Below are 22,340 nucleotides of genomic sequence, written 5' to 3'. Positions count from 1 at the left end.
CGGATGATACATATTAAAACACAAGTAGGAATTATAGGTGCCGGACCTTCTGGGATGGTCTTGGCAAATTGGTTAAGAAAGCACGGTATAGATGCTGCAATCATAGAACTGCGTTCACGGGAATATGTTGAAGGTAGGGTTCGTGCCGGTTTGGTAGAACAGAACACCAAAGATATCTTGAAGGAATTGGGTCTTGATGCCAGAATGAAAAAAGAAGGCATTGTTCATGATGGCGTATACCTTAGCTTTGATGAGGAACGTGTTCATATCCCTTTTGGCGAATTGACCGGCGGCAGAACCATAACCATTTACGGTCAACAGGAAATTACCAAAGACCTTACGGATGCTTGGTTACAAGAGGGCGGAGAACTGCACTTTGAAACTAGGGCGACAAAAATAGTAGATTTTGATACGAAGCGTCCTAAAATACATTTTGAAAAAGACGGCGAAGAAGGAATTCTGGAATGCGATTTTGTGGCGGCCTGTGACGGTTTTCATGGCATTGGAAGAAAGACCTTGCCAAAGAAAAGTTTTCAGTCCTATGATATTACCTATCCGTTCAGCTGGTTGGGAATATTGGCAAATGTAGAACCTTCAACAGATGAATTAATATATGCATATCACGAGAATGGTTTTGCATTACACAGTTTACGTTCAGAGACTGTAAGTAGATTATATGTTCAGGTAGACAATGATGAATCGGTAGATAATTGGTCTGACGATAGAATTTGGAGTGAATTATCTAAGCGATTAGCTACACCTGGTTGGGAGCTTAAAGAGGGTCCTATTGTTGAAAAAGGAATAACGCCTATGCGCAGCCATATGATCGATAGTTTACGAAGTGGTAGATTATTATTGGCTGGCGATGCTGCACATATAGTTCCACCAACAGGGGGTAAAGGAATGAACTTGGCCATTGCCGATGTAAAACATATGGTTGACGCCTTTGTGGCCTATTATAAAACGAATTCTGAAACGTTATTGGACACTTATACCAATGATGCCCTTCGTAGAATATGGAGAGCGCAGGACTTCTCTAATTTTATGACCAAGTTATTTCACAAACAAGACGCTCATGGGTCATTTACCTATCGCTTACAAAAAGCAAAATTTGATTATCTAAAAGTATCTAGAGCATATAAAACCACCATAGCAGAGAACTATGTAGGGCTACCGTTTGAATCGTTTAAAAATTAATTTTCAATGAAAACAGTTCCAATAATAAGTGCTGAAAAAGCGGCAAGTTTAGTAAAAGATGGAGACATCATTTTAGGGGGTGGTTTTGGTATGACGGGTAACCCCGTGAATATCATTCATGAATTGGCAAAGACCAAGACTAAAGACCTCACCTTTATCGCAAACAATGTAGGCGAACCCAATATGGGCGGTGGTCGCTTGTTGAACAATGGACAATTAAAGAAAATGATCGGCTCTTTTTTCACTTCGAATAGAGAAGCCGTTTTAGCGGCACAAGAAGGTCGTGTGGAATATGAATTATTGCCTCAAGGAACTTTGGCAGAAGCTATACGGGCAGGTGGTGCAGGTATTGGCGGATTTTATACGCCCACATCTGCAGGAACCTTGATTGCTGAAGGACGAGAAACCAAAATGCTTAATGGAAAAGAGCAAGTTTTTATAGAAGGTATTCGAGGAAATGTAGCCATAATAAGAGCTTGGAAAGCAGATACGGCAGGAAATCTGCAATACCGCATGACGGAACAAAATTTCAATAGAGCCATGGCAACAGCTGCTGATATTGTAATTGCTGAAGTGCAAGAAATTGTTCCTAATGGGGAAATTGACCCTAATGAGATTCATACTCCAGGTTGTTTTGTGGACTATTTGGTGGAGCGAAAACTAACGGAAGAAGATTTGGGTTCATCAGCATCGGTAGGTTCCTCAAAAGTAATTGATGAAAAACGGATGAATATGGCCAAACGAGCGTTTGCGGAATTAGAAAAAGGCGATGTGGTGAATCTTGGAATTGGCATCCCAACTTTAGTAGCCGATTTGATAAAACCAGAAGACGGAATCATTCTACATACCGAAAACGGAATGCTCGGTGTAGGTCCCGAACCAAAAGATGGTGGCGGCGCTATGTATTATCCTGTAAATGCAGGTAAAGTACCCGTTACGGCGTTGCCTGGAAGCAGTTATTTTGATAGTGCCGATAGTTTTGCCATGATTCGTGGCGGGCATATTGATGTAGCCATTATGGGGGGATTGGAAGTAGATGCGCAAGGAAATCTGGCCAACTGGTCCGTACCCGGAAAACCTTTATTAGGAGTAGGCGGTGCGATGGATTTAGCATCGGGCGCCAAAAAATTAATAATTACATTACGTCATACGGATAGAGACGGCGGTTCAAAAGTAGTTGAAAATTGCACGTTACCTATTACCGATTTTAACTGTGTAGATATGTTAATTACAGAATTGGCCGTGTTCAAATTTATTGACGGACAGTTGACCCTTATAGAGATTTTACCAGGTAGTACCTTGGAAGAAGTCCGTGAAAAAACCGAAGCCAAATTTGTAGAACAGTTATCAAAGTAAAAAATCAAGTTCAAGTTCTCTGAGCTTACGGTAAGGAACTAAAAGAAAGAATCAATCTATAAAATCCAACAACGAACAACGACTTAAGAATGAAAGAAGCATATATAGTTGACGCGATAAGAACCCCAATAGGAAGTTTTAGAGGTGCTTTGGCACAAGTGAGAGCAGATGATTTGGCGGCAATACCCATCAAGGCCTTACTCGAAAAATATCCGAATCTACCCAAAGATGCGATTGATGATGTTATACTAGGATGCCATAATCAAGCCGGGGAAGACAATAGAAATGTGGCGCGTATGGCGCTACTCTTGGCAGGATTACCATATACCGTTCCCGGTGAAACGATCAATAGATTATGCTCATCAGGTATGTCTGCCGTGGTGCAAGCAAATCGTGCTATTAAAGCTGGTGATGGCGATGTATTTATTGCCGGGGGAATGGAACATATGTCTAGAGGACCTTTGGTGATTTCAAAACCATCAACGGCGTTTGGTAACGACTCTAAAATGGAAGACTCTAGCTTTGGATGGCGTTTTGTGAATAAAAAGTTACACGAAATGTATGGTACGGATGCCATGGGAATTACCGCAGAAAATCTAGCCGAGATGTTTAGCATAAGCAGGGAAGACCAAGATTTATTTGCATATAATTCTCAAATGAAAGCTGCAAAAGCACAGCAAAATGGAATTTTAGGGGAAGAGATTTGTCCGGTTGAAATTCCGCAACGAAAAGGAGACCCCATTATCGTGAGCCAAGATGAATTTATAAGACCGAGTACAACGGTAGAAAAATTAGCCACTTTAAGAACCGTTTTCAAAAAAGATGGAACGGTAACCGCAGGTAATGCATCAGGATTAAATGACGGTGCGGCAGCAATGTTAGTTGTTTCAGAAGATGCATTGAAAAAATACAATCTCACGCCAAAAGCTAGAATAGTAGCTTCAGCCGTAGTGGGTGTAGAACCAAAAATAATGGGTATTGGTCCTGTGTACGCCACTAGAAAAGTTTTGGCAAAAGCAGGCTTGGAATTAAAGGACATGGATGTACTGGAATTCAACGAAGCCTTTTCCGCTCAAGCGCTAGCCTGTACACGAGAGTTAGGTTTAGCAGATGACGACCCAAGAATAAACCCTAACGGCGGGGCGATTGCCATTGGTCATCCTTTAGGAATGTCTGGTACACGAATACTTCAAGCGGCAACGAACGAATTAGTTCGCTCCGGAGGAAAATATGGTTTGGCTACCATGTGTGTGGGTGTTGGTATGGGCTATGCTACTATTATTGAGAATGTTAATCAATACTAGTTTAGACTTTAAAAAATCTTCATTTAAGCCACAAACAATAAAATAGGTAAATCAAAGAAATCAATATCATGAAATATAAAATATCTAATACGACCATAATTCCCGTAATTTTTTCTCTGATTTTGGCAGGTTGTGGCGAAAAATTTACATCCATTGAAAAAGATGGATTTGTCGAAGTGGTAAATCAAGATGGAAGCACTCTAGGATACACTCCTGAATCTGGTGTGAAGTTATTGACCGTAGACCGCTTTGCTTTCAAAGATTTAAATAAAAATGGAACTTTGGACGCCTATGAAGATTGGCGTTTACCAGTGGTTGAACGTGCTAAAGATTTGGCTAGTAAAATGAGTCTTGAAGATATCGCTGGTTTGATGTTGTATAGTTCACACCAATCATTGCCCGGTGCGAGCCGTGGTTGGGGCGCATCAAGTTATGATGGAAAATCTTTTGCAGAAAGTAAGGCCAAAGCTAGTGACCTCTCTGACGAACAAAAGAAATTCTTGACTGACGACCATTTGAGACATGTATTGATTACCTCCGTAGAGAGCCCAGCTGTTGCCGCCCAATGGAACAATAATGCCCAAACTTTTGCAGAAGGCCTAGATTTTGGCATTCCGGTCAATACGAGTTCAGACCCAAGACATGGTAGCGATTCCTATGCAGAATTTAATGCCGGTGCCGGTGGTGACATCTCTATGTGGCCAGGTACTTTAGGTATTGCAGCTTCTTTTGACCCTGCCTTGATGAAACAATTCGGCGAAATCGCCTCTAAGGAATATAGAGCGTTAGGTATTTCAACCGCCTTATCTCCTCAAATAGATTTGGCTACGGAACCTCGCTGGAGCCGTTTTGACGGTACCATGGGTGAAGACCCCGACTTGGCAGCTGATTTAGCCAAAGCCTACGTTGATGGTTTTCAATCTACCGACGGGGGTGATTGGGGCATGCAGAGCGTGAACGCTATGGTAAAACATTGGCCTGGTGGTGGTCCGGAAGAAGGAGGTCGTGATGGCCACTTTGGATATGGCGCATATGCCGTATATCCTGGAAAAAATATAGAAGACCATATGAAGCCCTTTACCGAAGGTGCTTTTAAGTTGGACGGACCGACAAAAATGGCCTCAGCCGTAATGCCGTATTACACCATTTCCACAGGTGAAGGAGAAAATGTCGCCAATGGTTACAACAAATACCTCATTACCGAAGTTTTGCGCGGTGAGTACGGTTATGAGGGTGTATTATGTACAGATTGGGGCATTACCAGAGATATGACCTCTGTGTCCAAATTTGAAGGCAAACCTTATGGCGTAGAAGGCCTTTCCGTAGCAGAACGTCATTATAAGGCCATTGATGCGGGAATGGATCAATTTGGAGGGAACAATGATATGGCTCCGGTTTTGGAAGCCTATAAAATCGGGGTTGCCGAATTGGGCGAAGATGCTATGCGTACCCGTTTTGAAAAATCGGCGGTTCGATTGCTGACCAATATTTTCAGGGTGGGTCTTTTTGAGAATCCCTATTTGGATGTTGCAAAAACAAAGGAGATTGTAGGCAAAAGTGAATTTATGAAAGCCGGTTTCGATGCACAATTAAAATCGATCGTAATGCTAAAGAACAGCAATCAGAGTCTCCCGATGAAAATCAAACAAAAGGTGTATGTTCCACAACGTTACATTGCACCATCAACCAACTGGTGGGGCATTACCACAGAACCAAAAACTATAGATGCCTTTAATATGGAAGTCGTTGCGAAGTATTTCGATGTCGTGGAAACACCAGAAGAAGCAGATTTTGCCCTTGTAGGTATCACGAGTCCTGATGGTGGCGTTGGTTATGATGAGGCTGATTTGGAAAAAGGAGGTAACGGTTACGTGCCGATCAACCTACAATATGGCCCTTACACTGCAGATACCGCTAGAGAAGTAAGTCTGGCCGGTGGTAGTCCGCTAGAAGATTTCACCAACCGAAGCTACAAGGGAAAATCGGTGAAGACGATTAATAATAGCGATATGGAATTGGTAAACGACACTAAGAACAAGATGGGTGAAAAGCCGGTAATCGTTTCCGTAAAAGTGAGCAAACCCATGGTGTTTTCCGAAATTGAAGGTAGTGCTGCTGCCATTCTTGTGCACATGGGCGTTCAAGACCAGGCACTAATGGAAATTATTACCGGAGCGGTAGAGCCTTCTGCTTTGCTACCCTTTCAAATGCCTATAGATATGTTGACCGTTGAAGAACAATTTGAAGATATACCTAGAGACATGAAACCCTATATCGATACGGATGGCAATACGTATGATTTCGCTTTCGGGTTGAATTGGAACGGGAAAATCGAAGACGAAAGAGTCAAAACCTATAAATAGGCATTAACGGGGAAGTTTTTGTTGATACCCTTTATCAGAAAGACACGACTAAGGCAAAGAGTTGAAATTGGTCCATACCTATAATTTTCAATATACCGGTTAATGGGATAGTGCCGTCAACCAATTTTTAACATACTTACCGAATCTATTCTTTGGCTCTCAAGCTCTGGTTATCGCTCGAAATCTCGAATGGCCCGGACTAGAAATTTTCTATGCGTACCTGAACTGTTGAAATGATACGAGCCATTACCATCACTGAATCTTAAAAGCCGAGCTTGGTAATCATCGAATGGAGTTGCGCTCCAATACAATTCATTGGAAAATTTACCCCTGTTATCGGATCCCTGGCCAATAGTATTGTACATAAGTCGTAATTCTTCTAAAGTGGGCAATCGCCATCCCTCACCTAATTGCTCGTGAATAGTCATGGCATTATTCCATGTCATAGGACCTACGTCGACCATAGCAGCTATTTTTCCTGTTTTATTCGATGGGTCAATGGCAAAAATAATACCGTCATTGTAAACATCTCCAACACCTAATTTAAGAATAGCTGCTGCCCTCAAGGAATTCGTTTTAATTTGGTCATCCGTACCTGCATCGGTATCGGAATCAGAATTGGAATTTACCTGTACTTCCTCAATTTCCGATGGTGGAATCGATTGTTTTTCGGACTCTCCTGTAAATACGTAAATCAATATTCCAAAAATAACAAGCCCTACGATTAAAAATTCAGAACGAACTCCTCTTATCTTATGCGTGCTTATTCTATTTCGTATATTCTTTTTCGCTTCTTTAAATAATGGCACGATCATCGAAGTGATCTTAACTTGGTAATTTTGTGCCTCCGCTCTAGTTCTTTGAATAACTTTTTTAAGCGCTTCAACTACTGCCAGTCCTTTCTTCTCCCCTGCTAGTTTAGATTTTACAGCATTTAAAAATTGCTTGGTTGCTTCAGTGCTTTTGACTTGATAATTTCGTAAAACCAAGCTACTTCTCTTCAAGGTTTTTTTCAGTTCCAGAACTAATTCATCCAGTCTTTTCTCTTCTCTTATAACCTTAGCTTTCGTTTCTTCAGTACCACGCCTTTCTTTTTGCTCCCCGTTTTTTGGCTCAATTGCTTCAACGCCTTTAAACTGATAGTTATATCTTGCTAGGCCACCGGCTTTCTTGACCATTTGCTGTGGAGCGACGAATTCACGCTGACGCTTTTCCCGCTCCGTTTCCCTTTGCGATTTTGCTATTACGGCCAATCTTTTCTCCTCTAATGCCTTTAAAACTTTTACCTCTTCATCGCCTCGCCTTTCTTCTTGAACCACTCTTTTGGCATCGATCCTCTCTTCGGTAACAAATTGATAGTTGTATCTTGCTAGAGAATTGTTATTCGCAACTTTTCTTCTTGCTGTAACTATTTCACTCAGGCTTGTCTCCTGTTCGGTCTCTCTTAACGGGTTGGTAGTTTCAGCGCGTCTGTTCTCCTCCACCGCAATTTGGGTACTGGCTACAGTATTACCCCATGATTCTTCTTGAACCATTCTTTTAGCCTGAACCTCTTTTTCAATTCTTTTTTGAATTTCCGCTTTCTGCCTTAGCCTTTTTTCCCTTCTGATCAACTCTTTGGCCTCAGCCTCTTCCTCAAGTCTTTTACTTTCTTCGTCTCTCTTTTTGGCCTCAGCTTCTATTTTATCCTCCCTCTCACTGTCAACTTTAGGGTCAACTTCTCTTTCTGGAAAAAAATCAATTACAATTTGCTCATCCTTTTTTGCCTTCATCAGCTTCTTCCCTTCCCTATTTTCTGATACTTCGAGAACGTTCTTTTTAGTCGATGAAGAAAGTAAACCCCGAACATAATAGGCAACTTGCATGCAAACTTTGTCCGCTGGGCTCCAATCGCCTACGGAATCTTTATCCTTACGGAAGACCTGTAGTTCTTTAAAATTAAAGTCATCAGAGGTAAATTCGATGTCCCACGGGCACTCATCTAAAAGTATTGGTATAACAATGGCGCTGCCCTCTTTATAACGGTCTATAATCCCTTTAAATTCGTCGTGCTCGATAAATTCGGAATTCATAAACGTATTGCTCAGAAAAATCAAAAATACATCTGCACGGTGCAATCGTGATCCATTTTGTGAATTCCATGGCTGCCCACTATCAATGGCATCTTCACTCCAAATAGTTATATTGAATTCCTTTGTCAGAGGTTGAAAATGAGGCAGAAGATACCGCAGCACATCTTTATCTTGGCCGGCATAAATTGCAAGAATATTTTTCGTTGAACTCATTATAAAAAAAATGTAATCGTAAGTAAAATCTTGTGGTAAATTACGGTTAAAGACTACTTAAGATTATTAATTTGACAAACTCTCTTTTTCCGCTGAAACATAAAGAATATAATCATTAAAAGTGTCATTAATAATGAAAAAGTTTTCATTTTAAAAAAGTTATACAATTGAAGCGTAAACAAGCAATTTATGAGGGTTTTAGCCAAGGGATTTTTTTACCTTCTTTACTTCTAATAATATGCTTTCATGTGCATCTTTTTCTTGAGGTCAATCTTCCGTCATTATTTGCTTATTTCAATAAGATTACTGAGTATTAATTGGTAGATACCTGCCAATTACAAATGGGAATGACCACCTTAAAAACAGGAAGTGTATGGAATACCATGCCCGCGCACGTACATGACCGTAGAATGGAAATCTATTTCTACCTAGATGTACCAGAAGAGCAGGCGGTTTGTCATTTTATGGGTCAGCCACAAGAAACCCGCCATATTTGGATGCACAACCACCAAGCTGTAATATCACCGCCATGGTCGATTCACTGTGGTTCAGGAACTTCGAACTACTCATTTATTTGGGGCATGGCCGGTGAAAACCTAGATTACGGCGATATGGATGTTGCCCAAATAACCGATTTGAAATAATAGGTTTTTTTAATACAGAGTATTTTAAAAACATCCGGACACAAAGAAATAAAAGGCGTCCAATTTTAATTCCCCCCTACCCTTTATCTGGGGATGGGGGTACCTATGGCACCTGGGAAAAGATTTGTTTAATGCACCATAAAACGTCAATTCCCTAAATGGTTAACTCGATATTTTTTAGCTTGGTTCTGATAATCGTCAGTACGTTACTTCATATAATTATAAGATATAACGTTGTAGGTCGTGACCATTTCATGCCGTATCATAAAATTTTATAAAAATAAGATTTTTCTTACTTATTTTTAAACTAAAACTTATATTTGAGCGTTTTTTAAAATCAGTTGGTAGAAACGAATTTTTACAATGAAAACTAAGGGGGAAGTTTTAGTTAAATTGAGGGAGTTACAGAACGATTACTATAGTCGTAAGAACGCTGTAGAGGCGTACTCCGTAATTATGGACTTTCGTCGCGAACACGTTCTTAATACCACAGTAGCCTGTGAAAAAATAGACTATCATCTTGATAGGTTAAAGGCATGTGTTTCTCTTGAAGATGATAAACTTTTTACAGAGCAATTCGCACATTCCCTTATCAAAATCATGTTGTGCCTCAAGAAAAATTCTTTTAAAGAAGCATCTTAATTTTATCCGGGCTATTTCACTATTCGAACACCTATCACTATTATCGTATATCAAATATTTATTTAAGACCTGAAGGGTTTGCTATTAATTCTTCGGCAGCACCGATAAGATAATTTTTTAGCGCAATTCGATTAGGTTAAATATATAGTTCTTTGAATTAACCCTTATGATTCTGTTGAGTTACCTTAACTATACTTTAAACTTAAACAGTACATATCATGGAAACGAAAAACAGAAAATTAGTTGATCAATTACAAGAGATTCTTGAAAAGAACAGAGATGCGGAGAAAGGGTATAAGAAAGCTGCTGAAAATGCAAAGAGTACAAATTTAAAGGCTTTTTTTACACGAAAATCAGAAGAGCGAAGAAGCTTTAATGGGGCGTTAAAGAATGAGCTCATAGCTACCTATGATCAAATCAATGACAATGGTAGCTTTCAAGGCACAATTCATAGAGCTTGGATGGATGTTAAAAACCTCTTTTCAGCCGATAGTGACGAATCAATGTTAGAAGAATGTATCAGAGGTGATAAAGCTGCTATCGAAGAGTATGATGAAGTGTTGAAAGATGAGGCTTTACCTTTAAGGGTTTCGACTATTATCAGAGATCAGATGATGAAAATTAGAACAGACCTGAACAAAGTAAAATCTTTAGAAGATCTTAAAGATTAATTTTTCGAGGAATTCTAAATATTTGTGAAAGCATCTCAAATAATTGAAAAGACGACCCCAAATGGGGTCGTCTTTTCAATATATTCATTTACAAAAATACACCTGAAGTTGAGGGCATTGCAATTATACATACATGCCATTCTATCTTCAAAAAGGTTTTGAGTTGGACTAAGTGGTTTCTCTGAGGTTAGCCGAATCATACTTAATTAATCATATGTCAGAAAATTATTTAGACCATATTATAGAGAAGTTCAAATTAATAGTTGTTATTTGATTTCAATACAAAATCGAGTTATGCATTTTGCAATAATTATACTTGCGTCCGTTGTGGGGACAATATTAATGACTGCATTTAGTCAACTGTTAGCGGTCTTGACCGGTCATAAATTTAACGAAGCTCATTTGTTGAATGCACTTTTCGACAATTCACTCGGTAGTAACTTAGATATTTCTAAAAATGATATACGTGGTTGGAGCATACATCTATTAATTGGTCTTATCATGGTATTGGGCTTGTGGGCTTTCTACCATTTTGATATTTGTGGCGAAAATTTACTTATAGGGGCTATTTTAGGTTTTTTCGCTGGCATAATCGGTGTTATAGGTTGGTCTGTATTATTTTATCTTCATAATAATCCGCCTAAAATCAACCTTACTTATTTCTATATACAACTAATTTTTGCCCATGTAGTTTTTGGCATAACTGTATTCACCATATTCCGGCTTTTTTATTGAGAATCAAATTCCATTTCGAGCTCACCAATAGTTTATGTAGTCTACAATACGTTCAATCGAATCTGTCGTCTTTATAGACCAAAATATATTTCAAGTAGCGCTTTACGAGAATTGAGGTTTATACTGTTCCAATAAAGAGCATTTTTCGTGTCCAGTGTAGCAATTTGCCTAGAAACCAATCCGAAAGTTAAAAGCAAAAAATAGGAAAATGTCGTTTCATCTCAGACTAATTTTCAATCATACTTCAAAAACCCAATAATTGTATTCCACATAAAACAAGAATAGATGTTTGGCATCTCTTACTGTGCGAAAGGTCGATTTGTATCAATAATTAAATTGTATTTTTAAGTTCTTTTGATGAAGCAATAATTCTCTAGTAATACCTAAAACAGAACCCGATATGACCTCTACGGAAGCACGCCTGAAAGAACGGGTAAAAGAACTGACCTGTCTTTATGAGGTAACTTCAATTATAGTTAATGCGGATTATGACAAGCTCGAAGAATCGCTGGAAGCTATCGTACTCTGCCTGAAAAAAGCATGGCAGTTCAATGAAGATACTGAGGTGATTTTAGTATATGAAAGTTTTCGTATAAAAACGGATAACTATCGGCCCAGCAAAATATGCTTGTACTCGAACATACAAGTTTTTGACCAAAAAACAGGATTTATTAAAGTAAGTTACCCGGCTGAAAAATACACACTTTCCGACTTTCTGATTGAAGAGCAAGCCTTGTTGGACAATATTAGTTTGGTGATAGGTAATCTTTTTGAACGTAAACATATTAGAGAGCGAGAGGCCGCTATTAAAAGGCAAATGGAGCGAGCCGATCGGCTGCATATTCTCGGGGAGATTACGGCGGGCATCGCTCACGAACTCAATACTCCCTTAGCAAATATTTTGGGGTTTGCCGAACTATTGAAAGACTCCCTTACTGATAAAACAGCGATAAGAGATCTTGAGAAGATTATGGAAAATGCAATTTTCAGTCGAGAAATTGTAAAGAAACTCATGTTCTTCGCTTGTGAAATGCCGCAAGAAATGAATGAAATCGCCATAAACCCCCTAATTGAAAACGTTCTCAATTTATTAAAGCCTTCATTTCGAACTAAAAATATTCAGTTGAAAAAATCTTTTAGCCATGAAACTATCGCGATTAAAGCTGATACGGTACAACTGACCCAAGTGCTTTTCAATTTGATCATGAATGCCATTTACTATTCCCCCATTGGCGGTAAAATAGAACTGAATATTCAACAGAGCCCTAAAAATGTTCAGTTGACTATTTCTGATGAGGGTGAAGGAATTTCAAAAGAAAATGAAGATAAGGTCTTTGAACCCTTCTTTACCACAAAACCTCTTGGTGATGGCTCAGGACTAGGCTTAAGCGTTGTACATGGAATTATAAACAGTCACCAAGGTAAAATACGACACGAACCTAACAAGCCGACCGGTACCATTTTTACGGTTGATTTCCCAAAACTATAAATATGCTGAGAAAAGAAAACATTCTACTGGTCGATGATGACATTAGTATATTAGAATTATTGCAAAGGCATCTGCAATCGATGAACTTTCATTCTTACAAAGCTGTTTCGGTAAAAGAAGCGGTACGAATATTAAGAGATACCCCAATCGACCTACTGATAACCGATATTCAAATGCCAGAAGTCAATGGCATGCAGCTTTTACAATTCGCAAATGAAAATTACCCTGACATACCTAAACTTGTAGTTACCGGTTATCCATCCGTTTCCGGAACTTTAGAAGGTATAAAAACGGGTGCCATTGATTATTTGACAAAACCCTTTACTAAACAAGAACTTAAAGAAAGTATCGACAAGGCATTGGCCCATGGTGAGGCCAAAAGACGTTCAAAAAAATTAAGTCCCAATATTGACGATAATCGATATGATGGCATGATTGGGGCATCCGAGGCTTTTCTAAAAGTCACCGAACTCATAGAAAGAGTAAAAAACAATAAGGCAACCGTACTCATTGAAGGTGAAACCGGAACCGGAAAAGAGCTGGTAGCCAGAGCTATTCATTATTCGGGAAAATATGCACGTTCTCCTTTTGTAGCTGTCAACTGTGGAGCCATACCTGAAAACCTTCAAGAATCTGAACTTTTCGGATATTTAAAAGGTGCCTTTACAGGAGCAAATGAGAATCGAACCGGTTTTTTTCAAGCCGCTGATGGAGGTACTCTTTTTTTAGACGAAATCGGTTCGGCTTCCTTGGCCGTGCAAACCAAATTACTGAGAGCCCTTCAAGAAAAGGAAATTGTAAAGGTGGGGTCACGTAAGGCGGAGAAAGTCGACATTAGAATAATTGCCGCCACCAATTCCGATTTAACCGAAGAAATACGTAAAAAAAGGTTTCGAGAAGATCTCTTCTATAGGCTGACAGTTGTGGAAATTAGCGTTCCCCCATTGAGAGAGCGTAAAAGTGACATCAATTTATTGGTCTCAAAGTTTCTTCAAAAATATGGGCATGAATATAAAGACCGCCCCCTAACAATAGCCCCTGATGCGCTAGATGTCTTGACCCGTTACAATTGGCCCGGAAATATTCGAGAATTAGAAAATGTGGTGCAGAGAGCAATTATTATGTCCGATAGAAAGGTGGATATAGAACACTTGCCAAATCGATTAAAATTTCAAATCGAGTTTGAAGATGATGCTTTTGCCTCCCTAAAAAAAATGGAACAAAAATACATTGAGCGTGTACTACAATATACCAGAGGTAACAAAACTAAAGCTGCCGAAATTCTTGAAATTGACAGGAAAACTTTGCGAAGTAAATTAAAATAGGTTTTGATGATAAATTACCCACCGAGTAAATATTACCCGGTGTGTTATTATTAAAACACAGCTAAATAAAATTTTAATTAACTGATATTAAATATATTACAACAAACACTTGATTACTTTCTTTAAATAGGCATGCTGATTGTATAGATAGGGTATCTATTAAAATAATAGGACTTTAATCTTAAAACACACAATTATGACAAAGTATGTAATAGCCTTATTGTTTTCAGGCGTAATGTTCGCTCAAGAGGAAGTAAAAGTAGGTGACGTTTTTGAAATCGGTCAACCCGAAACTAGAACCTACAAACATATCGAATTTCCAAGAGCCAATTTTATTATCAAAAGAGGTGGCATTGCCAACTATAAGAATCTCAAAGGGCAGAAGGTAGTAGTAACATCAGTTGAAGATAAAAATGATGGTACTGTTCAAATCAAATTAAAGCGTGAGAATGGAAATCGCTTCTTCGGAAGCCATGCCGTTGTGGCTGCCAACTTCGAAAAAGCACTGGACAACGGGGAGCTAGTGGCGAATTAGATATAGTTGGTTAGTTCATTTCAGCTGTTCGGTTAGGTATTTGTAATGTCTGCCTACCGAACAGCTTTTTATCTTTTAGCCAAAATTATAAACCGATAACTTTCATATTATTTCTATTTCTCGCATCCACCGAATCTGAATATAAAATTTAACTTTATATCTTTACTGTAGTCCGCTTTTAACGCAGCTTCAAAATCAGATTTCAGTGTATAGAGGCTTCCTCCTACTATTCTTATTATCCTCCCTTTCCGTTTGGAGTCAAAACTCCTATTCACGAACATTAAAACTTATGGGCAGCCGTTTTGATATAACGGTCGTAGCTAGCGATTCGGTTTCCGGTCATGAGTATATTGACATGGCCGTAACGGAAATTTCAAGAATTGAAAACCTAATTTCTTCTTGGAATTACAAATCACAAACCTCTTCGATAAATAAAAATGCGGGCGTGTCACCTGTTCAAGTCGACCCTGAGCTTTTCGGCCTTATTAAAAGATGTAACCAAATTTCAAACTTGACCGATGGTGCTTTTGACATCAGTTACGCTTCTATGGACAAGATTTGGAAGTTTGATGGAAGCATGCAACAAATGCCCGATCCATCTCTAATAAAAGCCTCCGTAGAAAAAGTCGGATACCACAATATTGTTCTAGACTCAGCAACCAGTTCAATCTTTCTAAAATTGGAGGGGATGAAAATTGGTTTTGGTGCCATCGGCAAAGGTTATGCGGCCGATAAAGCAAAGGCTTTACTCATGTCTAAGGGCGTAAGTGCCGGTATAATAAATGCCTCTGGCGACATGAATTCTTGGGGCGTACAGCCTAATGGCCAACCTTGGCAAGTCGCTATTACCAACCCGTTGAACAAAAACAAGACTTTCGCCCTATTACCGTTAAACAATAATGCCGTCGTAACTTCAGGGAACTACGAGAAGTACCTCATCTTGAACGGTAAGCGTTATTGCCATATTATTGATCCTAGAACTGGCTACCCCTCTTTCGGAATCTCAAGTGTAACCATTTTCGCCCCTAGCGGCGAATTGGCCGATGCGCTTGCAACGGCAGTCTTTGTTATGGGGAAAGATGTCGGAATTGACAGAATCAACCAAATACCAAAAGTGGAATGCATAATAATTGACGAAAAGGGACAAATTTCTACATCGAAACACATTGAAATAGAAAATTTATGATAAATCGATTTTTATTAATTCTGGCCGTAGGCTACTCTTTGATGAGCTGCGTAACCGTTAAAGAATATCAAAAAGTGAACATAAATGATCCAGATATGTCGCTAACGCAAAAAAAACTAGACCGAAATGTTAATACTATGTATTCGTACCGAGAGGCGGCCGTGGGCGCAAACGGAGGAAAAACCGGAGGAGGCTGCGGTTGCAATTGATCACGACTAAAACGATATCCCCTGATTATGAAAAAAACTACTGTTTTATGGGTGCCTACACTGTTGTTCATGGTCTTGACCACCTATGCACAAGACACAAATCAAGATTACAAACAACGTGTACTGGAAAGTTCAGAAATCGATTTTCTTTCTAGTTACTATTCACAAGAGGGTGATAATGCCGCCGTCACAGGTGGCCGGGGCACCGAAGAATTAACTGATGCCACGGCTACGGTAATTGTTTCAATTCCCCTGAACGATGACGATATTTTGACCGTTGATGCAGGAATATCGGCGTACACGTCTGCCTCTTCGAGTAATGTAAACCCTTTTGATAGCAACACCGACGGAAACCCCTTTATCGCTACCACGGGAGCTTCAAGATCCGATACTTGGGTTAACTTTACAGGAACCTATACCCACAATTCAGACGATAGAAATAATATATGGTCTGCCCGCCTATCGGTTTCAAATGAATACGATTATTTCTCTTTTGGTTTTGGGGGAAGTTATGCGAAGCTTTTTAATGAAAAAAACACTGAGTTAAACTTGAACGCAAATGTTTATTTAGATAAATGGAAAATTATTTACCCCATCGAACTGAGGCCCTTTACCAAAAATGGTAACGGTGAGTTCAGAAGTAGCGAAATTACCGGAAATACGGCCTATGCCCCTAATTTCACCGAACTTGATAATAGCAACAGAAACTCTTATTCCGTTGGTTTGGGACTATCACAAATTCTGCATAAAAATCTTCAAGGCCTTATTTCTGTAGATGTTATTCAACAGCAGGGACTATTGTCCACTCCCTTTCAGCGGGTCTATTTTCAAGATATTTCAGATGCTTTCGTTGAAAATTTTCAGTTGGCCGATGACGTTGAACGATTACCAGATAGTCGATTCAAAATCGCCTTAGGTGGCCGCCTAAATTATTTTCTGAGTTCCACCATTTCGGTACGCTCTTATTATCGCTATTATGTTGATGATTGGGGAATATCTTCCCATACGGCCAGTGTTGAGATACCCATAAAACTATCCGATAAATTTACACTTTACCCCTCTTATCGCTACTATAGGCAAACCGACTCTGATTATTTCGCCGGCCATGAACAACATTTTTCATCTTCAATTTTTTACACTTCTGATTATGACCTTTCCCGATACAAGGCCAATCAATATGGGCTGGGAATTTCTTACACTGATATTTTTACCAAACTCCGGGTGTCAAAAATCGGATTAAAAAGTATCGACTTTAAATTTTACAACTATGACCGTGACACCACGTTCAGTTCGATAATCGCAACCGGAGGGCTTAAGTTCATTGTGGAATAAGGGTTTACTATAGGTCTTGAACACCTTTCCAAGTCCTCCTAATTACCTTTTTCACTGTACCCTGTACGGAAAGAGCTCCTTGATAACCAGGGGCAGGTTCAAAAGAAGTCATAGACCATTGTTCTTTTTCGTCTGAATCCCAGTCTGTAGAAAGTAAGTGAGCATTTTTATCCAATGAAACAGAAAAAGAGGATAAAGGAAACGAGAGCCCACTACCCTTAGCTTTTATGAAAGATTCCTTTCTCGTCCATAATCGGTAAAAGGCAATGAATAGTTGATTTTTCGAAACATTATGAAGCTGTTCGATTTCTGAAGGCGAAAAGAAATTATCGGCAATTTCGAGCACATCGAAATCATTCTTTATCCGTTCGATGTCAACTCCACATGTATAATACTTAACGAAGGCTAAAGCTACGTACTGACCTGAATGTGAGACATTAAACTTAAAATCTGGGTAATCTATAAGATATGGCTTATCGAATTCTTCGTAAGCAATTTTTATCTTTTCTGGCTCACAGCCTAAATACTGACCAGATAATATTCTCAGCGAACTTCTGGCAAGAACATTTAGTATCCTATCTTTTTCGAATTTGAACCGCTGTGATCTTAAAAGTTCTTGTGTCGAAAGATAATTATTATAAAAATCTAAGTCTTTTTCAAATTCCTCTACATCAAAATACCAAATATGCACCTCGTTTTCGGGAAGTTTCATTGGAAAAAGTTATAGTTTCTTTTCAAACTTGGCCATAATACTATCAACATTCTTTGCGGTTTCATTTACGGTAGACTGCAAAAACAAACTATTATGATGCCCCTTAGTCTGGTGCACCTCTACTCCACTATCAGATAAATTTTGCCAAGAATCGACAATGCTATCATTGAATTCAATATTCTTTTTTGATGTCAATAATAGATTTATGGTACTCTTTACAGGCTGCCAGTTGTAAGATCGATAAACTTTGATGTGATTATGATGCAGAAGCTGAACCTTTTTCTTGCTACCGGAAGCTCCCAAATTTTTAAGCTTCTCTTTGATTGGTGTAACAACTTTACCTCTAAGTAAACCCGAAACCGTCTTAATCGGACTCGATTTAAATCTATCTAGAAAAGCCGCTGCCCTAACTGGGGTTCTTGAAGCGGCGAACAAACTTAAATAATCGGCCATGGTATCTGCTATAATTAAATTCGCAGATTCCGACTCTTTCTCCAAAAGCCTCACGACTTCAAGGCCAATAGCCGTGTTATAACAATAAGAGATAAAATGATATGGTCCTTTAGGGTAAACCTCCTTGATTTCGGAAATAAAATCTTCAGCCATCTGAGTAACACTTTCATGTAATACAAGATTACCTTCATGCGGTGAGGCCTGTAGCGCGTATACCGGCCTATTCTCTTGTAAATACTTTGCGAAAAGATTATAAAAGAAAAAATGGGTACCCCCGCTATGAAGACAAAATATGGGAGGCTTGTTTCCTTTTGTGCGTATCGCAACCAAGTGCTTAAAACTAGAATTAGCCATAACATCCTGAGACCTGTCAGTTTCTGACGTTACAAAACGGGCGAGTTCTGAGATATTCTGATATTCAAATAGCTGTTTTGGGGTCAAGGGCATACCAGAAGCCCTAGCCTTCGCAATCACCTGTATACTTAAAATGGAGTCACCTCCTATTTCAAAGAAATTATCTGTTGTACTAATCTCATCGATACCAAGAATATCTTTCCAAATTGTAAGCAGTTCATTTTCAACTTCGTTCTTTGGAAGTTGTATGTCTTTAGAATCTCGTTTTTCTTCTTCACTAAAATAGTTTCCATTTTGAAGGGCCCGCTTATCAATTTTTCCATTGGGAAGCCTAGGAAAACTGTCTACCTTGATCATATGTGAGGGAACCATATATTCGGGCATTTTTTTGCGTAATGATTGCTTTAGCGCAACTATATCAACAGTATTATAGGCAGTGATATAAGCAATCAACCTTTTTGAGTCGCTTGGCTTTGCCGCTTCCGATTTTTCAGCAATTCGCTGCTCAGCTTTGTACATGAGTAGTTTACGCTCCTCTTCAGAAAGCCTTCGGATTCGATTTTCTATATTATTTTCGACTAACATTTTTCTTCTCTCTTCTATACGGCCTTTAAACGTATTTAAGCTTCAACATTTAGTTTTTCAACACTTGCCAATAACTCGTTCAATTCTTTCTTTGTAAGTGATTTTTTTAAAAAATTTGAAAACGCCTCTGGATCATTATAATCAACTGTATTTTTCACTTTTTCAGAAGCTTTAACTTCCTCCACAAAGGCAACCACTCCGGTTATACCATTATTTAAAGATATTGCCTTCTCCACCTCTTCCAATTCTATTCTATACCCCCTAAGTTTGATTTGTTGGTCTACCCTGCCCAAAAACTCTATACAACCATCTGAACGATACCTTCCTAGATCACCTGTTTTATAAAGTTTCGAACTACCATTGGTTTCAAAGGGATTATCGATAAAAGCTTCTTTAGAAAGTTCTGGTCGGTTGATATAGCCTTTGGCCAATCCCGGGCCTGAGACATATATTTCACCGACAGCACCAAACGGAACGAGATTCAAATTCTTATCTACCAAATAGATTGCTGCACTTGCCACAGGTTTCCCAATAGGTATCACTGTCGAAATAGTATCTGACTTTACTTCAAAGGCCGTGCACCAAACAGTGGCCTCTGTAGGGCCATACTCATTATATAATTTGGTATTAATCTCTGCAGTAATCGTGAAATGTCTATTGCACATGCTTGCATTGCAGGCTTCACCAGCCACTATGACCGTATTTAAACTTGCAATTTTGCTAGGTGTAGCATGTTGTAATACCAAGTCGTATAACGTGGGCAACATCAAGGTGTGGGTCACCCCGTTTGTTTCGATAATATTCTCAATTTGAGAAATATCTTGCTCGATTCGATTTTCAGTGACGATAAGATTTCCTCCGGTGCATAAGGTCCAAAATATTCCTGCTTTAGAACTATCGAACGAAATGGAAGACATCAATAAAAATGCTTCTGGATTTTCAGGGTAAAAACTTAACCTACCCGCCGTAGAGTTTATAATATTATCATGTGAAATTGGCACGCCCTTAGGTTGACCACTACTGCCCGAGGTATAGATAACATAGGCCAAATCATCTCTTGATACTTCTGGAAGATCAACATCGGATATTTTCGAATCTTCACCTAAAAGTTCATCTAAATAAATCAATATCTTTTCTTGCCCTTCGAAGACCGGACTAAGGGAAGAATCTGAAACCAAACAATTACATTGTGCATCTTCAAGTACAAAATTCAAACGCTCTAAAGGATAATTGGGGTCTATAGGCAGGTAAGCACAGCCTGCTTTTAAAATACCCAAAAGACCTACAATCATATCTATCGAGCGATCAAGGCAGAGACCAATTATTTCATTTTTCCTAGATGTTGAGTTAAATATTATTTGAGCGATTTTATCGGCCCTATGATTCAGTTCTTCATAGGTTATCGATTCATTTTTATAGGTTACCGCAATTTTTGATGGAAACCTTTTGCCTATATCATCTATGATACGATGAACGGCCCGATAAGAAGAAAATATGTTCTCACCACCGTAGGTAGTATCATAAAAAATCGACTTTTCAATATCGGTCAACATGGGCAGTTCTTTAACCGTACTATTCGAATCGTTTAGAACACCTCTTAAAAGCAATTCGTAATGTTCAAGCATTCTAACGATTGTCGTTTCAAAGTAGAGATCCGAATCATACTCAAATGTCAAGGACAATTGGCCATCTTTCTCAGAAACCGACAATGTCAAATCAAACTTGGCCACCTTGGTATCAAATTCCGTTTCATCAGATATAAGAACCTCATCACCAAAGGTGGGAACTTCTTCTTGTGGATGGTATAGAAACATAATCTGAAAAAAAGGGTTTATGCTCAAAGACCGGTCGACTTTTAATTCTTTGACCAAAACATCAAAAGGCACATTTTTATGCGCAAAGGCCTCTAAAGTATTTTTTTTAATATGCTGAACAAGCTGTTTTATAGATAGTGAACTATCAATATGATTGCGCAGAACTATGGTGTCGATAAAAAACCCAAAGATATTTTCTAAAGATTTTGTACTTCTGTTCGATATCGGTGTGCCAATTAAAATATCATCTTGCCCCGTGTAACGTTTTAACAGAATATAGTACACCGATAATAAAAAAATGAAGGGCGTAGTTTCCATTTTTTTTGCCAGCCCAAGTACATCAGAAGATAATTCAGAAGAAAGTTTTCTAGTAATCTGGCCCCCGTTAAAAAGAGGACTTGCCTTTCTCTTTTGGTCCGTCTGCATATCTAGAACAGGTAGCTCACCAGAAAGTGTATTTTTCCAATAGGCGAGTTCATCTGACTTGATCGATTGCTTACTCTGCCAATAAGCATAATCTCGATATTGAGTTTCGGCATTAGAGACCTGCAACTCATTGCCTTTTGAAAGCGTTTTATAGTGAGAAGCCAAATGTTGCTTTAGAATACCTATTGACCATTCATCAACAATAATATGGTGCATGGTAAAGAATAGAACATATTTATCAGCATTTGTTCTAATCAATGAAATTTTTAAAAGCCCTGGTGACGACAAATCGAAAACAGTACGTGATTGCTTCGTCAATAATTGATCGAGCTTCGACTGTGCAGACTCTTCTTCGAAACCTGACAAATCAGTGTCCTGTATTTCAGGCAGCTTATGTGAAATTCGAAGAACCGGATTACCATTTACCATTGGATAGAAAGACCGCAGAATTTCGTGATCTTGAAAAATTCTGTTCAATGACGCTTTAAGGTATTCTACATTCAGGTTTCCTTCAAAACAGATTAGCTCAGAATAGTTGTAAAAAGGATTATCAGGATATAATTGCTGTAAAAACCATATTCGTTGCTGACCTCTCGATAAGGGTATATCAACATCTTCAGGTGCTTTTGGAATAACAGAAATTAAGTTCTTATCCTTATCTCTATTCTTCCACCTGTTTAAAAGGGAACTATTTCCTGCTTTATTTTCCAAAAGGATATCTGG

17 protein-coding genes and 1 pseudogene are annotated in these 22,340 nt (G+C 38.8%); 14 read left to right on the top strand and 4 right to left on the bottom strand.

The genetic code is table 11. From position 1 onward, the window contains the following. Positions 1 to 3 precede the first annotated feature (3 nt). The 4 genes from IV512_RS00890 (at position 4) to IV512_RS00875 (ending at position 6,220) form a co-directional block, all read left to right on the top strand. A complete protein-coding gene (locus tag IV512_RS00890; RefSeq protein WP_209399770.1) occupies positions 4 to 1,197 on the top strand; it encodes a 4-hydroxybenzoate 3-monooxygenase in 1,194 nt (397 codons plus the stop codon). 6 nt (positions 1,198 to 1,203) lie between these two features. Continuing rightward, a complete protein-coding gene (locus IV512_RS00885; RefSeq protein ID WP_209399769.1) occupies positions 1,204 to 2,553 on the top strand; it encodes a 3-oxoacid CoA-transferase in 1,350 nt (449 codons plus the stop codon). A gap of 89 nt (positions 2,554 to 2,642) precedes the next feature. Next, positions 2,643 to 3,857 (top strand): 3-oxoadipyl-CoA thiolase, encoded by a 1,215-nt coding sequence (pcaF, locus tag IV512_RS00880; RefSeq protein WP_209399767.1) that lies wholly within the window; start codon positions 2,643 to 2,645, stop codon positions 3,855 to 3,857. A 68-nt stretch (positions 3,858 to 3,925) separates the two neighbouring features. Further along, positions 3,926 to 6,220, top strand: coding sequence for a glycoside hydrolase family 3 N-terminal domain-containing protein (locus tag IV512_RS00875; protein ID WP_209399766.1), 2,295 nt, complete (start codon positions 3,926 to 3,928; stop codon positions 6,218 to 6,220). Between the two features lie 170 nt (positions 6,221 to 6,390). Here IV512_RS00875 and IV512_RS00870 read toward each other — a convergent pair whose 3' ends face one another. Beyond that, complete coding sequence (locus IV512_RS00870; protein ID WP_209399765.1) at positions 6,391 to 8,505, bottom strand: TIR domain-containing protein; 2,115 nt, start codon at positions 8,503 to 8,505, stop codon at positions 6,391 to 6,393. 317 nt (positions 8,506 to 8,822) lie between these two features. On the opposite strand from IV512_RS00870, the pseudogene IV512_RS00865 reads away from it, so the two are divergent. The 10 genes and pseudogenes from IV512_RS00865 to IV512_RS00820 form a co-directional block, all read left to right on the top strand. Continuing rightward, positions 8,823 to 9,149: pseudogene (locus tag IV512_RS00865) on the top strand (5-deoxy-glucuronate isomerase); the annotation flags it as partial. Between the two features lie 363 nt (positions 9,150 to 9,512). Beyond that, positions 9,513 to 9,791, top strand: coding sequence for a hypothetical protein (locus tag IV512_RS00860; protein ID WP_209399764.1), 279 nt, complete (start codon positions 9,513 to 9,515; stop codon positions 9,789 to 9,791). A 218-nt stretch (positions 9,792 to 10,009) separates the two neighbouring features. Continuing rightward, positions 10,010 to 10,462 carry a PA2169 family four-helix-bundle protein gene (locus IV512_RS00855; RefSeq protein WP_100868944.1) on the top strand — a complete coding sequence of 151 codons (453 nt, stop codon included), beginning with the start codon at positions 10,010 to 10,012 and terminating at the stop codon, positions 10,460 to 10,462. Positions 10,463 to 10,756: 294 nt separating this feature from the next. Beyond that, a complete protein-coding gene (locus tag IV512_RS00850; protein WP_209399763.1) occupies positions 10,757 to 11,197 on the top strand; it encodes a hypothetical protein in 441 nt (146 codons plus the stop codon). Between the two features lie 400 nt (positions 11,198 to 11,597). Beyond that, the gene (locus tag IV512_RS00845) at positions 11,598 to 12,686 is read left to right on the top strand and encodes a sensor histidine kinase (RefSeq protein ID WP_209399762.1); all 1,089 of its coding nucleotides are present in this window, start codon (positions 11,598 to 11,600) and stop codon (positions 12,684 to 12,686) included. 2 nt (positions 12,687 to 12,688) lie between these two features. Beyond that, positions 12,689 to 14,011, top strand: a complete 1,323-nt coding sequence (locus tag IV512_RS00840; protein ID WP_209399761.1) for a sigma-54 dependent transcriptional regulator — start codon at positions 12,689 to 12,691, stop codon at positions 14,009 to 14,011. Positions 14,012 to 14,207: 196 nt separating this feature from the next. Continuing rightward, positions 14,208 to 14,546, top strand: coding sequence for a hypothetical protein (locus IV512_RS00835; RefSeq protein ID WP_209399759.1), 339 nt, complete (start codon positions 14,208 to 14,210; stop codon positions 14,544 to 14,546). A 289-nt stretch (positions 14,547 to 14,835) separates the two neighbouring features. Then, the gene (locus IV512_RS00830) at positions 14,836 to 15,732 is read left to right on the top strand and encodes an FAD:protein FMN transferase (RefSeq protein ID WP_209399757.1); all 897 of its coding nucleotides are present in this window, start codon (positions 14,836 to 14,838) and stop codon (positions 15,730 to 15,732) included. Then, positions 15,729 to 15,941, top strand: a complete 213-nt coding sequence (locus IV512_RS00825; protein ID WP_209399755.1) for a DUF4266 domain-containing protein — start codon at positions 15,729 to 15,731, stop codon at positions 15,939 to 15,941. Before IV512_RS00830 ends, IV512_RS00825 begins: the two co-directional genes overlap by 4 nt. 27 nt (positions 15,942 to 15,968) lie before the next feature. Next, a complete protein-coding gene (locus tag IV512_RS00820; RefSeq protein ID WP_209399753.1) occupies positions 15,969 to 17,273 on the top strand; it encodes a DUF3570 domain-containing protein in 1,305 nt (434 codons plus the stop codon). A 7-nt stretch (positions 17,274 to 17,280) separates the two neighbouring features. On the opposite strand, the gene IV512_RS00815 is transcribed toward IV512_RS00820, so the two are convergent. From IV512_RS00815 to IV512_RS00805, 3 genes are read right to left on the bottom strand one after another with little or no spacing between them, the layout of a single operon-like run. Next, the gene (locus tag IV512_RS00815; protein ID WP_209399751.1) at positions 17,281 to 17,985 is read right to left on the bottom strand and encodes a 4'-phosphopantetheinyl transferase superfamily protein; all 705 of its coding nucleotides are present in this window, start codon (positions 17,983 to 17,985) and stop codon (positions 17,281 to 17,283) included. 9 nt (positions 17,986 to 17,994) lie between these two features. Further along, positions 17,995 to 19,377: a phosphopantetheine-binding protein gene (locus tag IV512_RS00810; RefSeq protein ID WP_209399749.1), complete on the bottom strand. Its 1,383-nt coding sequence runs from the start codon at positions 19,375 to 19,377 to the stop codon at positions 17,995 to 17,997. Positions 19,378 to 19,412: 35 nt separating this feature from the next. Continuing rightward, on the bottom strand, positions 19,413 to 22,328 hold the full coding sequence (locus tag IV512_RS00805; RefSeq protein ID WP_209399748.1) for an amino acid adenylation domain-containing protein: 2,916 nt from the start codon (positions 22,326 to 22,328) through the stop codon (positions 19,413 to 19,415). Positions 22,329 to 22,340: the final 12 nt, after the last annotated feature.

It is taken from the genome of Pseudozobellia sp. WGM2 (assembly GCF_017810075.1).
In the GTDB taxonomy this organism is placed as follows: Bacteria; Bacteroidota; Bacteroidia; order Flavobacteriales; family Flavobacteriaceae; genus JADNYK01.
This window is presented reverse-complemented; position numbering and strand designations above follow the sequence as displayed.

Bases quoted from the DNA above. Each gene is read 5' to 3' on its own strand.
- IV512_RS00890 (WP_209399770.1), top strand. From the start codon at position 4: ATGATACATATTAAAACACAAGTAGGAATTATAGGTGCCGGACCTTCT.
- IV512_RS00885 (WP_209399769.1), top strand. From the start codon at position 1,204: ATGAAAACAGTTCCAATAATAAGTGCTGAAAAAGCGGCAAGTTTAGTA.
- pcaF (WP_209399767.1), top strand. From the start codon at position 2,643: ATGAAAGAAGCATATATAGTTGACGCGATAAGAACCCCAATAGGAAGT.
- IV512_RS00875 (WP_209399766.1), top strand. From the start codon at position 3,926: ATGAAATATAAAATATCTAATACGACCATAATTCCCGTAATTTTTTCT.
- IV512_RS00870 (WP_209399765.1), bottom strand. From the start codon at position 8,505: ATGAGTTCAACGAAAAATATTCTTGCAATTTATGCCGGCCAAGATAAA.
- IV512_RS00860 (WP_209399764.1), top strand. From the start codon at position 9,513: ATGAAAACTAAGGGGGAAGTTTTAGTTAAATTGAGGGAGTTACAGAAC.
- IV512_RS00855 (WP_100868944.1), top strand. From the start codon at position 10,010: ATGGAAACGAAAAACAGAAAATTAGTTGATCAATTACAAGAGATTCTT.
- IV512_RS00850 (WP_209399763.1), top strand. From the start codon at position 10,757: ATGCATTTTGCAATAATTATACTTGCGTCCGTTGTGGGGACAATATTA.
- IV512_RS00845 (WP_209399762.1), top strand. From the start codon at position 11,598: ATGACCTCTACGGAAGCACGCCTGAAAGAACGGGTAAAAGAACTGACC.
- IV512_RS00840 (WP_209399761.1), top strand. From the start codon at position 12,689: ATGCTGAGAAAAGAAAACATTCTACTGGTCGATGATGACATTAGTATA.
- IV512_RS00835 (WP_209399759.1), top strand. From the start codon at position 14,208: ATGACAAAGTATGTAATAGCCTTATTGTTTTCAGGCGTAATGTTCGCT.
- IV512_RS00830 (WP_209399757.1), top strand. From the start codon at position 14,836: ATGGGCAGCCGTTTTGATATAACGGTCGTAGCTAGCGATTCGGTTTCC.
- IV512_RS00825 (WP_209399755.1), top strand. From the start codon at position 15,729: ATGATAAATCGATTTTTATTAATTCTGGCCGTAGGCTACTCTTTGATG.
- IV512_RS00820 (WP_209399753.1), top strand. From the start codon at position 15,969: ATGAAAAAAACTACTGTTTTATGGGTGCCTACACTGTTGTTCATGGTC.
- IV512_RS00815 (WP_209399751.1), bottom strand. From the start codon at position 17,985: ATGAAACTTCCCGAAAACGAGGTGCATATTTGGTATTTTGATGTAGAG.
- IV512_RS00810 (WP_209399749.1), bottom strand. From the start codon at position 19,377: ATGTTAGTCGAAAATAATATAGAAAATCGAATCCGAAGGCTTTCTGAA.